Origin of the sequence: Thioalkalivibrio thiocyanoxidans ARh2, assembly GCF_000385215.1 — a bacterium.
Lineage (GTDB): Bacteria > Pseudomonadota > Gammaproteobacteria > Ectothiorhodospirales > Ectothiorhodospiraceae > Thioalkalivibrio > Thioalkalivibrio thiocyanoxidans.
This window is the reverse complement of the sequence record NZ_ARQK01000043.1, coordinates 51,052-64,427: the sequence shown is the minus strand read 5'-3', so window position 1 is coordinate 64,427 and position 13,376 is coordinate 51,052. Positions and strand designations below refer to the sequence as shown.

Here is a 13,376-nt window from a genome sequence, read left to right as displayed (position 1 = left end):
GAGTTTCAGCGCCGCCGGCCTGGCGCGGCCGGAGCAAGGTTCCCGGGCGAATCCCGGGCGTGTTTCTTGGTTACTTCTTTGCACGAGCAAAGAAGCCCGTTTTTGATTGAAAACTGGCGCGGCGTGCTCGCGAGTGAGCGCACGGCAGGCGGCAGACCGAAGGCACGTAAACACCGGATGCCGAACCAGGCCCAGCCTGAAAGACGTGAGAGCTTGGCTCAGGTGGTGGCGAGCTGGTCGAGCAGCGCGCGATAGCCGGTGCGGTAGTCGGGGTAGCGCAGGTGATACCCGCTGGCATGCAGCCGCGCGTTGCGGCAGCGCTTGCCGCGGACATCGCCGGCCGGCATCGGCGGCGGCCCCGGGGAATCGAGCTCCATCTCTTGCGCCAGCCAGCCAAGCAGTTCGTGGCGCAGCGCCGGTTCGTCATCGACGCCCAGATAAAGCGCCTCGGGGTCGGCCAGATGAAACAGGTGGGTCAGGAGACCCACGCAGTCCTCGCGGTGGATGCGGTTGGTCCAGACCGGCGCCTCGTGCTGGCCGCGCACGCCCTCGCGCACCTTGCGCAGGTGGTACTCGCGTCCCGGACCATAGATGCCGCCAAAGCGCACGACCACGCTGGCAAACGGGCTGTCGGCCAGCAACTGCTCGGCCTCCAGCAGGCAGCGCCCGGAGAAGCGGGTGGGCTCGGCGGAGCTGGTTTCGTCCACCCAGCGCCCGTCGTCGGCACCAAAGACCGAAGTACTGGAGACGAACACGGTGCGGCGCGGGTGCTGGTGGGCCTGCTCCAGCGCGGCCAGGGTGTTGCGCAGGCCGTCGACATAGGCGCGGCGGTACGCGGGCTCGGTGAACTCCCCGGGGGTGGCGATGAAGTAGACGGTATCCAGATCCGGGGGGAGTGGCGGCAGGGCGTCCGCGCGGGCGAAGTCGCCGGTCAGTGGCCGGATCGGTTCCGGGATGTGCTCCGGCTGACGGCGCAGGCCCCAGACCGCGTGCCCGGCTGCGGCGAGCTGTTCTCCGACGCCGCAGCCGAGATCGCCGCAGCCCATGATTAGGATGTTTGCCATGAATCAGTATTTCCCTGGGTGCGTTCGCAACCTAACGTTTCCCCAGGTGAAAGACCAGCTCCAAAGTGAGGGTTCGACCCGGGGCGGTGGCTCGGGCATGCTGGCGGGGGCTTCGATGAGGGGGAGGTATCGCGTGGGCAAGGCCAGCCGCAGCAAGGGGGATATATGCGCCTGCGGGTCCGGGCTGGACCGGGCGGCGTGCTGCGGGCCGTTTCTCGACGGCGAGGCCGCGGCCCCGACGGCGGAGGCGTTGATGCGCTCGCGCTATGCCGCGTTCGTCGAGGGGCGCGAGGACTACCTGCTGGCGACCTGGGCCGCCGCGACGCGACCGCAATCCCTGGCGCTGGAGCCGGACCAGCGCTGGCTGGGTCTGACGATCCGCGCGACCGAGGCGGGCGGGCCGGAGGATCAGGAGGGCTGGGTCGAATTCGTCGCCCGCTCACGGGTGCGCGGGCAGGGGGTGCGCCTGTACGAGCGCAGCCGCTTTCGCCGCGAGGGCGGGCGCTGGGTCTATTTGGACGGCGAGTTCCCGGGCGCATGATCGATGAGGATCGCCCAGCCGGTTCGCCGGTGGATACGGCACTGCTGGAGCGGGTGCTGGAGGCGCTGCGCGAATACCCTCGCGGATGTACGGAGCACGCGCTGATTGCACGGCTTCGCGATCAGGGGGTGGAGCCGTTCGCCGCGGCGTGCCTGCAGGAGCCGTTGAGCCTGTTCCAGACCCACTTTGTGCTGTTCCACTGTCTTTACCGGCTGCGCGATACGCTGGTGGAGCAGGGCGAATGGCTGCGCATCCACTGCCTGGATATCGGGATCGAGCCGTTACCGGTGGCGGATACGGGATCGGGCCTGCCGACGCGGGCTGATCCGCTGCGCGCCTACTACCTGGACCTGACGCGGCTGGAGGGGATGGACGCGGCCGCGGTGGAAGCGCTGCTGGGCGAGTTCTGGTCGCATCTGGCACGCGATCAGCGGCGCGGACAGGCGCTCGAGGTGCTGGGGCTGGAGGATCCGGTCGATGCGGCGGCGATCCGGCAGCAGTATCGGCGGCTGGCGCAGCGTCACCACCCGGATCGCGGGGGCGACACGGCCACCCTGCAGCGGGTCAACGCGGCCCGCTGGGTGCTGCTGGAACAGGGATAGGGACTAGTCGTCCGAGTCGGACATCGTGGTCACGAACGCCTGTTCCACGGTGAAGTTGCCGACCCCCTTGTAGTTGGTCTGGGTCCAGCCGTGTTCGACCAGCCACTCGGTCATTTCGCGGTTCATCGCCGGGTTGCCGCAGAGCATCACGCGGTCGTGCTCGGGATCCGCCGGCGGCAGGTTGAGGATCTGAAACAGTTCGCCGGAGCGGAACATGTCGGCGCCGCGCTGGTTGTTGTCATACGGCTGCTGTGCGATCGGGCAGGCAAAGTCGTGGTTCTCGCGGGTTACCGTCGGTACGTAGCGCAGGCGGTCGCTGATGCGCGACTCGATCTCCTGGCGATAGGCCAGCTCCTCGACGGTACGCACGCTGTGTACCAGCACCGCGTTCTCGAAGTGCTCGAACAGCTCCGGGCTGCGGATCAGCGAGATGAACGGGGCCAGGCCCGTGCCGGTGGCCAGCATGTACAGGGTGCGCCCGGGCTGCACGTAGTCGAAGGTCAGCGAACCGGTGACCTTGGTGTTGATCCAGATCGAGTCGCCCGGGCTAACCTGGGCCAGACGACTGGTCAGCGCGCCGTCGGGCACGTGGATGCTCAGGAACTCCAGTTCCTCGGCGTCGGGTTCGGAGACGATCGAGTAGGCGCGCGGGATCAGCTTGCCCTCGGGGCGCAGCCCCAGCGTCACGAACTGCCCGTTCTTGAACTGCAGGCCTTCCGGGCGCGTGGTCTTGAAGCTGAAGGTCTTGTCCGACCAGCGATGGGTCGAGGTGATCTGTTCTTCCGAGTACGGCATGGGTTCCCACGGTTGATTGATTGCGGATGGATTCACGCTAACAGCTTGCCGTTGGCAAGGCGAAAGCGTCGGATATCTAAAGGGTTGAGGCGGCAGGCGGGGATTCAATCCTGACCGGCAAGATCCGCGAGGTAGTCGGCCAGGGGCATCGGCCTGGCCAGGTGATAGCCCTGGACAAAATCGAGCCCGATCTCGCGCAGGTGATGCATGGTCTCTTCGGATTCCACGCATTCGGCGATGGTGCGCAGCCCGAGTACATGGCCGACGCGGTGGATCGCGGTCACCATCGCCGCATCGACCGCGTTGGTCGCGATGTCGCGCACGAAGCTGCCGTCCACCTTGAGGAAGTCGACCGGCAGGTTCTTCAGGTAGCCGAACGAGGACAACCCGCTGCCGAAGTCGTCCAGCGAGAAGCGGCAGCCCATGTAGCGCAGCGCGCGGATCAGCCCCTGCGCGCGGTCGTGATGGCTGATCGCGGCGGTCTCGGTGATCTCGAAGATGACCTGTTGGGCCTGAATGCAGAATTGGCTCAAGCGGCTGGTGATGAACTCGAGCATCCCGTCCTGCGCCAGCGACTGTCCGGACAGATTGATCGACACCACGATCAGGGCGTGATGCGGGTTCCGGTCACGGTAGTCGGCCAGCTGCCGGAATACGAGATCGATCACATGGCGATCGATCTCGGGCATCAGGTGGTAGCGCTCGGCGGCCGGGATGAAGGCGCCCGGCGTGATCAGGGTTCCGTCTTCGCCGCGCAGGCGCAGCAGGATTTCGACATGATCCAGCGGCAGGTCGGTGCCGTTCAGGGGCTTGACCGGCTGGGCAAAGGCGACAAAACGGGCCTCCTCCAGCGCCGCACGCAGACGGCCGACCCATTCCATCTCGCCATGGCGCCGGCGCAGGATCTGGTCGGAGGGCTTCCAGGTATAGAGGCCGTTGCGCCCGAGGTCCTTGGCCACGTAGCAGGCGGAATCCGCCTGGCTGAGGACCTCTGGAAGGTTCCGCCCGGGGCCCTCGATCGGGACCAGGCCGATGCTCATGCCGACATCGAAGCGGCGACCCTCCCAGGAGAAGCGCAGGCCCTGGGCGGTGGCCAGCAGTTTTTTGCCGATGGCCTCCGCGCGTTCCAACGGGCAATGCATCAGCAGCAGGCCGAACTCGTCGCCGCCGAGCCGCGCAAGGATGTCGCTGTCGCGAATATGGGCGGGCAGCAGGTCGGCCAATTCGCGCAGCAGTGCATCCCCGGCCTGGTGGCCACAGGTGTCGTTGATGATCTTGAACTGGTCCAGGTCCATGTAGAACAGCGCGTGGGGCGTGTCGCCCTCGTCCAGGGTGCGCAGGGCCTCGTCCAGGCGGCGTTCGAATTCGCGCCGGTTGCACAGGCCGGTGAGTTCGTCGTGTGTGGCCTGGTGGTTCAGTTGCTGCGTCATTCGCCACAGTTCGGTGTGGTCGTGCAGTACGACCACGACCCCCTCGCTGTGGTGGTCCGGCCGCCGCAGGGGCGAGACCAGCAGCCGGACCACACGGGCCGCACCGTCCGGACGGCGCAGCACGCGCTCGGGGGACTCCAGCGTCATGCCCGTCTCCAGGCACTGCGCGACCGGGTTCAGGACCCGGTGGCCGGTATGCGTATCCTCGAGCTCCAGCACCTCGTCGAGGCGCTGGCCCTGGACCGCCGTGGCATCCACGCCCAGCAGGTCGCGGGCCGACGGGTTGAGGTAGGTCAGGCGTCCGGTGGTGTCCGCGGTTAGCACGCCGTCGCTGATGGAATGCAGGGTGGTCAGCAGCCGGTCGCGCTCCGAGGCGGTGGTCGCCTCGGCTACACGCAGCGAGGTGATGTCCCAGGCGACGCCGAGCACACCCGGCTGTTGGGCTCGGACCCTCTCCATCGGCATCCAGGAGATGGCGAAGTGGCTGTCGCCGATCTTGACCTCGCTTTGGAATTGCTCTCCCGCGAGCGCGCGGTCGATTGCGGACAGGATGGCCGGATGTTCGGCGTACAACCGACGTGCGTCCTGCCCGACGACCTCGCCGGGTTGCAGCCCCAGGCTGTGCAGCGCGGCCCCCTCGGACAGGGTGAAGACCCCGTCCGGCCCGAGCCCGAACAGGATCAGGGGCGCATGGCGGATCGTGGCCGAGAGCTGGGTCTCCAGTTCGTGCAGGGCCTGCTCGGATTGCTGCTGCCGGGTGATGTCGCGGACCGTGGTCAGGACCTCGATGTCTTTCCCGGTGTGGATTGCGTTGGTGTGGATCTCGGCCGGGAACTCCGTGCCGTCCCGGCGGCGGAACCGCGTCTCGAAGCGGGCTGGCAGTCGCTCCTCGGGTTGGCCGTGCGCACGGTCGACGTCGGCCGGGGTGGCCTCGAGGTCGATCGCGGTGATGTGGATACCGCCCGTCAGTTCGTCCCGGGGGTAGCCCAGCAGGCGCGTTGCGGCCTGGTTGGCCGCGACAATATTGCCCGCACGATTGAGCACCAGCTGCGCCTCTGGTGCCTGTTCAAACAGGCGCTGGAAGCGGGTGCTGTCCGGGTGGTGGGGCATGGCGACGGGGTGAATCCTTTCGTGGGGTGCCGGGGCCGGGGGTGCAATCCGGTTCCGAGTGTCCCCTGTTGCGCCGGTGCTGGCAAGCGCCGGTTGTCGCTTACGGTCCGGGGGCCTGCGTGAGACGGGAGAGGTGCTTCGCGGGGGGGGTTGGGGGGCGGCGCCGCAATTGTTCGAGTGCCCAGCCGACGTGTTCGCGTACCAGGGCGGAGGGGTGGTCGGCACGGGCGCGAAGGGCCGCCTCGGCCTCCGCGGAGGCCGGGCCATTGCCCAGGGCGACCGCCAGATTGCGTAGCCACTGTTCGTGGCCGATGCGGCGGATGGCCATGCCCTCGGTGCGTTGCAGGAAGGTGGACTCGTCCCAGCCGAACAGCTCTACCAGGCTGGCGGCATCCAGCCCGTGACGGGCAACGAAGTCGGGCTCTGCGGAGACCTCGGCAAAGCGGTTCCACGGGCAGACCAGCTGGCAGTCATCGCAGCCGTAGATGCGGTTGCCGATCAGCGGACGCAGCTCTTCGGGGATCGATCCCTTCAGTTCGATGGTGAGGTAGGAGATGCAGCGCCGAGCATCCAGGTCGTAGGGCCCGCGAAAGGCCTGGGTCGGGCAGATGTCGAGGCAGGCGGTACACGCCCCGCAGTGTTCGCCGACCGGGTCGTCGACCGGGAGCGGCAGGTCCGTAAACAGCTCGCCAAGGAAGAACCAGGAGCCGCTCTCGCGGGCGAGCAGGTTGGTGTTCTTGCCGATCCAGCCGAGCCCGGCGCGGGCGGCCAGGGCCTTTTCCAGGATGGGCGCGCTGTCGGTGAACGCGCGATAGCCGTGCGGTCCTGCCGCGGCTTCGATGCGCCGGCCCAGTTCGGTCAGGCGCTTGCGGATCAGCTTGTGGTAGTCGCGGCCGAGGGCGTAGCGGGAGACATAGGCGCGGTCGCGTTCGGCCAGCTGGATGGCCGGGCGCCGGGTGCGTGGCGGGAAATAGTCCATGCGTACGCTGATCACGCGCTCCACGCCCGGCATCAGTTGCGCGGGCTCGTGGCGCAGTGCGGCGCGGTCGGCCATCCAGTCCATCTCGCCGTGCGAGCCTTTCTGCAGCCAGCGGTCCAGGTGCTGGCGATCCGCCTCCGGGACGGTGGCGGGCGCGATGCGCAGTGCCTGGAAGCCCAGTTCGCGGCCCCAGACGCGAATCTGTTCGGCCAGCGCGGCACATTGGCGTGGATCGAGAGGCTCAGGCACGATTTCGGCAATCATTACGATCGGGGCAAGAAACGTGAATGATGGACCCGGGGTGATCCCCCTGACCAGCGCGCTCTACGACAGCGAGGGCATGCGGGCCCTGGATGCGGCCGGTATGGCCCTGCCGGAGATCGTGCCCGGGGAATTGATGGAGCGGGCCGGGGCGGCCCTGCTGGCGGCCGTCAGGGCCCACTGGCCCGCTGTGCGCCGGCTCGGCATCCTCTGCGGCCCCGGCAACAACGGGGGCGACGGCTATGTGCTGGCGCGACTGGCGGCACAGGCCGGCCTGGATGTGCGGCTCCACGGCGGCCCGTCGCGTGCGCGCCCGGAGTCGGACGGACGTCAGGCACATCGGCGCTGGATCGAGCACGGGGGTGCGACGGCGCCGCTCGAGGCCTTCGACCCGGCGGACGCCGAGCTGTGGGTCGACTGCCTGTTCGGTATCGGGCTGGAGCGACCGCTGCATGATGCCTACGGCGAGGTGGTCGAGCGCCTGAATGCCTCCGGACGACCCGTGCTGGCCGCGGACATCCCCTCGGGCGTCAATGCCGATACGGGCGCGGTGCCGGGACCCGCGGTGCGCGCCCGGCTTACCGTGACCATGATTGCCGACAAGCTGGGCCTGCGCACCGGCGCAGGCGTGGACTGCGCGGGTAGCGTGGAGGTGGCACGGCTGGATCTGCCCGAGCAGATCGCCCGGGGCGTGATGCCGCGGGCCCGGCATCTGGGCCCGGAGGGCTGGCGGGCCCGCCTGCCGGCCCGCCGGCCGGGGGCGCACAAGGGCGACGCCGGGCATGTGCTGGTGGTCGGGGGCGCGCCGGGGTTCTCCGGGGCGGCCCGTCTGACGGCGCTGGCGGCCCTGCGCGCCGGGGCCGGGCGCGTGACGCTGGCCACGCACGAGGACCATGCGGCCTGGGCCAATGCCGACCGGCCCGAGATCATGGTGCGGGCGGTGCGCGCGCCGGCCGATCTGTTGCGTCTGGCCCGTCAGGTGGATGTGATCGCGGCAGGTCCGGGTCTGGGTACCGAGGAATGGGGGCGCCGCCTGTGGCACGCAGTCGCGGATGCCGGTGTGCCCCTGGTGGTGGATGCCGATGCCCTCAATCTGCTGGCCGCGACACCCCGTCAGATGGACTCCTGGGTCCTGACGCCGCATCCGGGCGAGGCCGGTCGCCTGTTGAACCGCCCGGCGTCGGAGGTCGAGGCCGATCGACCGGCGGCCGTGCTCGAGCTGGCGCAGCGCTTCGGCGGCGTGTCGCTGCTCAAGGGGGCCGGGACGCTGGTCGCCGACGCCGACGCCGACGCCGACGCCGACGCCGATCCCGATGTTGGGGGCGGGCCGCTGACCTGTGTGACCGGAGGCCATGCCGGCATGGCGGTCCCCGGGAGCGGGGATGTGCTCACGGGGATTATCGTCGCGCTGCGGGCGCAGGGGCTCGAGGCGCGTGCCGCGGCCGAGATCGGGGCAGCCTGGCATTGTGCCGCGGGCCAGGTCCTGCGCGCGCGGCTGGGCAGCTGGCGCGGGCTGCTGGCGGGCGAGCTGGCGGATGCCCTGCCGGCCGCCGCCGGGGAGGAAGGGGCGTGAACGAAGGGATCCGGCTGCCGGACGCCGCGGCCACGGAGCGGGCCGGTGCAGCCCTGGCGGGGATGGAAGGCCTGCGGATCGTCTACCTGGAGGGGGATCTCGGCGCGGGCAAGACCACCTGGGCGCGCGGTCTCCTGCAGGCACTGGGGCATGCGGGCAGCGTGCGCAGCCCCACCTACACGCTGGTGGAGCCCTACGAACTCCAGGGGCGCCACGTGCTGCACTTCGACCTGTATCGCCTGGCGGACCCGGAGGAGCTGGAGTATCTGGGGGTGCGCGAGGCCTTTGGCGGGCAGGCACTCTGGCTGGTGGAATGGCCGGAGCGCGGGGCGGGCTGGCTGCCGGAACCGGATCTGCGGGTGCGGCTGGAGCCGTGCGAGCCGGACGGGCGCATGCTTTATGTCTCCGGCCCGGCCGCCGGCGAGTATCGCACGCGCCTCGAGCGACACTCCCCATCCTTATAACCCAATGAAAAAACGTAAAAAATCGAGTTTCTGAGAGGGGCTTCGGTTCTTGTCGGGCGAGGTCTCAGTTGCAATGGCACACGCAAAAACCGCGATATCTCGCTCATAAAGAACGAATTTTGCTATTGCTTTTCCAGAAAAAGCGTCCACAATGGAGTCAGACCCCCTGAATTAAAAAGGGATTCGCCGTGGGCCAAAGCACGATTCCGGATATGCGCCGCCGCCAGGTGCTGCGCGCCCTGACTGCCCTGGGGCTGGTCGGGCTGCCGCTGCCCGCGCTCGCGCGCACGGGTGTCGAGCGGGTGCGCATGTCCGTGGATGGCGACACCACGCGCCTGGTCTTCGACATGGACGGCGATGCCGAGTACTCGATGTTCAAGCTCGAGTCGCCCGATCGCCTGGTGGTGGACATCAAGAACGCCCGCGCGGTGGACGAGCTGAAGCTCAGCTCCAATCCACGTTCGGTCGTGGAGTCGATTCGTCACGCCCCGCGGGATGGCGGCGATCTGCGGGTGGTGTTCGACCTGCGCAAGCCGATCGAGCCGCGCAGTTTCAAGCTGATGCCGGCCCAGGATTCCCCGCACCGTCTGGTGCTGGATCTGACCAGCCGCGAGGGTGCCCCCACACAGTCGGCCCGCGAGGAGTCCGGCGACAACGGCGAACCGCGCCGCGGTCGTTCGCAGGAGGACCTGCGTGATGTCGTGGTCGCGATCGACGCCGGCCATGGCGGGCATGACCCGGGGGCGATCGGTCCCGGCGGGACCCGCGAGAAGGACGTGGTGCTGCAGATCTCCAGGCGTCTGGCCGAACGCGTCGATGACGAACGCGGCATGAAGGCGGTGATGATCCGTACCGGGGACTACTTCCTGCCCCTGCGCGAGCGCATCGAGCGCGCGCGCGAGGCGGATGCCGACGTGTTCATGTCGATCCACGCCGACGCGATCGCCAACCGCAACGTGCAGGGCTCCTCGGTATACATGCTCTCCGAACGCGGGGCCTCCAGCGAGGCCGCCCGGTTCCTGGCGCAGCGCGAGAACCAGGCCGACCTGCGGCTGGGTGGTGTGCCGATCAACGGCAAGGATGACTCCCTGACCAACGTGCTGCTGGACCTCGCTCAGAGCGGCAGTCTCGAGGCGAGCAATACCCTGGCCGAGCGCATGATCTCCGAACTGCACCGGGTGGGCAAGGTGCGCAAGCCGGAGGTCGAGCGGGCCAACTTCGCGGTGCTGCGCTCGCCCGATGTCCCGTCCATCCTGGTCGAGGCGGCGTTTATCTCCAATCCGTCCGAGGAGCGCAAGCTGCGCAGTACGGACTTCCAGAACTCGCTGGCGGACGCGCTGCTGACCGGGCTGCGGTCGTACTTCTCGACCCACGCGCGTCCGGGCACGCTGATCGCCGACGGCCAGCCGGATCAGCACATCATTCGCCCTGGGGAGACGCTCTCGGGGATCGCCGACCGCTACAGCCTGTCGCTGACCGATCTGCGTTCGGCGAACGATGTCAGGGACGATCGCATCTACGCCGGTCAGGTTCTGCAGATCCCGCGCGACTCCTGATACGCAGGCATTCACGGTTTCAGGCCACCGTATCCCACTGGTAACGCCATTGGGGCCCCAAAGCGTGCAAATCGGACCGTGTTTCCCTAGGCTTGTGGGCCCATTCCGGCCCACGGATTCGCGCGTGTCCATCGAGAAACTCTCCGAGCAACTGATCAACCAGATCGCGGCGGGCGAGGTGGTCGAGCGCCCGGCCTCAGTGGTCAAGGAGCTTGTGGAGAATGCCCTGGACGCGGGCTCGACCCGCATCGAGATCCGTCTGGAGCAGGGCGGCATTCGTCTGATCCAGATCAGCGATAACGGTTGCGGCATCCATCGCGACCAGCTACCGCTGGCGTTGTCACGCCACGCGACCAGCAAGATCCGTTCGATGGAGGATCTGGAGGCCCTGCACACCCTGGGCTTTCGCGGCGAGGCATTGCCGTCGATCGCATCCGTCTCGCGCCTGTCCATGACCTCGACGGTGGAAGGTGAGCGCAATGGCTGGCGGTTGACCGGGGACGGCTCGGATGTCTTTCGCGAGGCGGCCCCGGCCGCGCACCCGGTGGGCACGACGGTCGAGGTGCGCGACCTGTTCTTCAATGTCCCCGCAAGGCGCAAGTTCGTGCGCACCGAGCGCACCGAGTTCAATCACTGCGAGACGGTCATCCGCACCCAGGCGGCGGCCTGCCCGGAGGTGGCCTTCACCCTGCGCCACAACGATCGCGTGGTACTGGACCTGCCCGCCGCGGCGGACCCCGCCGAACGTGTGCGTGCCCTGCTGGGCGAGGCCTTCATGGACGCGGCGACGCCGGTGGACGAGCAGCGTGCCGGCCTCAAGCTCTCCGGCTGGCTGGGGGCGCCGACCCAGTCCCGGGCCCAGCCCGACCAGCAGTATTTCTTCGTCAATGGCCGCGCGATTCGCGACCGTGTGCTGGCGGCAGCCGTGCGCAAGGCCTACCAGGACGTGCTCTACCACGGCCGTCACCCGATGTTCGTGCTGGAGCTCGAACTGGACCCGGTGCAGGTGGACGTGAACGCCCATCCCACCAAGCAGGAGGTGCGTTTCCGCGAGTCGCGCATGGTGCACGACTTCATCTTTCACGCCCTGCACAAGGCGCTGGCCGATGTGCGTCCCGGCGACGGCGGGATGCCCGGGCATCTCCCGGCCGAGCCCGGTGCTGCCCGGTCGCCGCAGAAGCAGGCTGCGCCGGGGTTCCCGCGCGAACGCGCCCTGAGCGGGCTGGGGGTGCCCGAGTCCCGGGCCGAAGACCGGTCGCCTGCGGCCGGATTGGGTGATCGCCGCGAGTATGCGCCTGGCACATCATCAGATTATGCGGCGGCCTGGGCCGAGTTCCGCGGGCCAGCCGCGGTGGCCGAGCCCGCACCCCGTTCGTTCGCGGCGGCAGTCGGTGCGAGTGAAAGTGATGGTGTGGAAGGTATGCCACCGCTGGGCTTCGCGCTGGGGCAGGTCGCGGAGACCTTTATCCTCGCGGAGAATGCGCGCGGCCTGATCGTGGTCGACATGCATGCGGCGCACGAGCGCATTACCTACGAGCGCCTCAAGCGGGAATGGGGTGCACAGGGCATTACCTCGCAGCCCCTGCTGGTCCCGGAGACGGTGGAGGTGACGCCCGCCGAGGCCGCACTGGCCGAGGAGCATGCCGGTGTACTGGGTGCTTTGGGTTTCGAACTGGATCGGTCGGGGCCAGAGGCGCTGACCCTGCGGGCGGTCCCGGCGCTGCTGCGCGGGCGTGACACCGCGCAGTTGGTGCGCGATGTGCTCGCGGACCTCGCGGCCGTCGGCTACAGCCACCGCGCCGAGGGCGCGATGAATGCGGTGCTGGGCACCATGGCCTGCCACGGTTCGGTGCGTTCCGGCCGGCGTCTGACGCTCCCGGAGATGAACCAGCTGTTGCGCGACATGGAGGCGACCGAACGCTCCGGCCAGTGCAACCACGGCCGCCCGACCTGGGTGGAGCTCGATCACCAGGCGCTGGATCGCTTGTTCCTGCGAGGCCGGTAATGGGTGCAGTCGAGTCCGGCCGCCCGCCGGTGGTGATCCTGGCCGGACCGACGGCCTCGGGGAAGACCGCGCTGTCGCTGGCACTGGCCGAGGCGCTGGAAGCCGAGATCGTCAGCGTTGATTCCGCGCTGGTCTATCGCGGCATGGATATCGGCACCGCGAAGCCGACCGCGGAGGAACGTGCCCGCGTACCACATCATCTGCTGGATATCCGCGACCCGGAGGACACCTACAGCGCCGCCGACTTCGCGCGCGACGCCCGGGAGGCGATCGCCGGTATCCACGCGCGTGGCCGGGTGGCCCTGCTGGCGGGTGGCACCCTGTTGTACCTGCGTGCACTGCTGGATGGCTTCGACGCGATCCCCGAGGTACCGGATGCGGTGCGCGAACGGGTGCGTGCACGCCTGGACGTGGAGGGTGGGCAGGGCCTGCATCGCGAACTGGCCAGGGTGGATCCCGCGGCCGCGGCGCGCATCCACCCGAATGACCCGCAACGCATCCTGCGGGCCCTGGAGGTCTTCGAGGCGACCGGGCGTCCGTTGTCGAGCTTCCAGCAGGGTGCAGCGGCCCGTGTGCCGGAGGGCTGGGTGTCACTGGCTCTGTGGCCGGAGGATCGCGAGGCGTTGCGCGACCGCATCGCCCGCCGCTTCGACGCGATGCTGGAGGCCGGGTTTGTCGACGAACTGGTGGCCCTGCAACAGCGCCCGGGGCTGACGGCGGAGCATCCCTCCCAGCGTGCGGTGGGCTACCGTCAGGGCTGGCAGTGGCTGGCGGGAGAGCTCGATTTTGCGCAGTTCCGCGAGCGGGCGATCGCCGCTACCCGGCAACTGGCCAAGCGCCAGCTGACGGGCCTGCGGCGGTTCCCCCTGCATGCCCGATTGAACGCGTCCACGGTCGATTGGTCGGAGGTACTGAGCGCGATTCGCTCCGCGGACTTCGACCGCTGATGTGCTACTCTCTGAAGAGGCCCCGTCAGGGTTTGGTGGAGGAGCCTCT

11 protein-coding genes are annotated in these 13,376 nt (G+C 68.7%); 7 read left to right on the top strand and 4 right to left on the bottom strand.

The window, feature by feature from the left end; genetic code table 11:
• Positions 1-218: 218 nt before the first annotated feature.
• Positions 219-1,064 (bottom strand): SDR family oxidoreductase, encoded by an 846-nt coding sequence (locus G372_RS0104880; protein ID WP_019623710.1) that lies wholly within the window; start codon positions 1,062-1,064, stop codon positions 219-221.
• A 133-nt stretch (positions 1,065-1,197) separates the two neighbouring features.
• Between G372_RS0104880 and G372_RS13490 the strand changes: the two genes are divergently transcribed.
• A complete protein-coding gene (locus G372_RS13490; RefSeq protein ID WP_019623709.1) occupies positions 1,198-1,605 on the top strand; it encodes a YchJ family protein in 408 nt (135 codons plus the stop codon).
• Positions 1,602-2,207 (top strand): DNA-J related domain-containing protein, encoded by a 606-nt coding sequence (locus G372_RS0104870; protein WP_019623708.1) that lies wholly within the window; start codon positions 1,602-1,604, stop codon positions 2,205-2,207. Before G372_RS13490 ends, G372_RS0104870 begins: the two co-directional genes overlap by 4 nt.
• Positions 2,208-2,210: 3 nt before the next feature.
• Here G372_RS0104870 and G372_RS0104865 read toward each other — a convergent pair whose 3' ends face one another.
• From G372_RS0104865 to queG, 3 genes are all read right to left on the bottom strand, one after another.
• Positions 2,211-3,002 carry a ferredoxin--NADP reductase gene (locus G372_RS0104865; protein WP_018865279.1) on the bottom strand — a complete coding sequence of 264 codons (792 nt, stop codon included), beginning with the start codon at positions 3,000-3,002 and terminating at the stop codon, positions 2,211-2,213.
• Positions 3,003-3,106: 104 nt separating this feature from the next.
• Positions 3,107-5,542, bottom strand: a complete 2,436-nt coding sequence (locus tag G372_RS0104860; RefSeq protein WP_019623707.1) for an EAL domain-containing protein — start codon at positions 5,540-5,542, stop codon at positions 3,107-3,109.
• A 100-nt stretch (positions 5,543-5,642) separates the two neighbouring features.
• The gene (gene queG, locus G372_RS0104855) at positions 5,643-6,785 is read right to left on the bottom strand and encodes a tRNA epoxyqueuosine(34) reductase QueG (RefSeq protein ID WP_019623706.1); all 1,143 of its coding nucleotides are present in this window, start codon (positions 6,783-6,785) and stop codon (positions 5,643-5,645) included.
• A gap of 19 nt (positions 6,786-6,804) precedes the next feature.
• Here queG and G372_RS0104850 point away from each other — a divergent pair, with 19 nt between their 5' ends.
• The 5 genes from G372_RS0104850 to miaA all read left to right on the top strand — a co-directional run bounded on the left by G372_RS0104850 (position 6,805) and on the right by miaA (position 13,327).
• Positions 6,805-8,355 (top strand): NAD(P)H-hydrate dehydratase, encoded by a 1,551-nt coding sequence (locus G372_RS0104850; RefSeq protein ID WP_026340322.1) that lies wholly within the window; start codon positions 6,805-6,807, stop codon positions 8,353-8,355.
• A complete protein-coding gene (gene tsaE / locus G372_RS0104845) occupies positions 8,352-8,819 on the top strand; it encodes a tRNA (adenosine(37)-N6)-threonylcarbamoyltransferase complex ATPase subunit type 1 TsaE (protein ID WP_019623704.1) in 468 nt (155 codons plus the stop codon). Before G372_RS0104850 ends, tsaE begins: the two co-directional genes overlap by 4 nt.
• 212 nt (positions 8,820-9,031) lie before the next feature.
• Positions 9,032-10,375, top strand: coding sequence for an N-acetylmuramoyl-L-alanine amidase (locus G372_RS0104840; protein ID WP_018865284.1), 1,344 nt, complete (start codon positions 9,032-9,034; stop codon positions 10,373-10,375).
• Between the two features lie 124 nt (positions 10,376-10,499).
• Positions 10,500-12,380: a DNA mismatch repair endonuclease MutL gene (gene mutL, locus G372_RS0104835; protein WP_019623703.1), complete on the top strand. Its 1,881-nt coding sequence runs from the start codon at positions 10,500-10,502 to the stop codon at positions 12,378-12,380.
• The gene (miaA, locus tag G372_RS0104830) at positions 12,380-13,327 is read left to right on the top strand and encodes a tRNA (adenosine(37)-N6)-dimethylallyltransferase MiaA (RefSeq protein WP_019623702.1); all 948 of its coding nucleotides are present in this window, start codon (positions 12,380-12,382) and stop codon (positions 13,325-13,327) included. Before mutL ends, miaA begins: the two co-directional genes overlap by 1 nt.
• Positions 13,328-13,376: the final 49 nt, after the last annotated feature.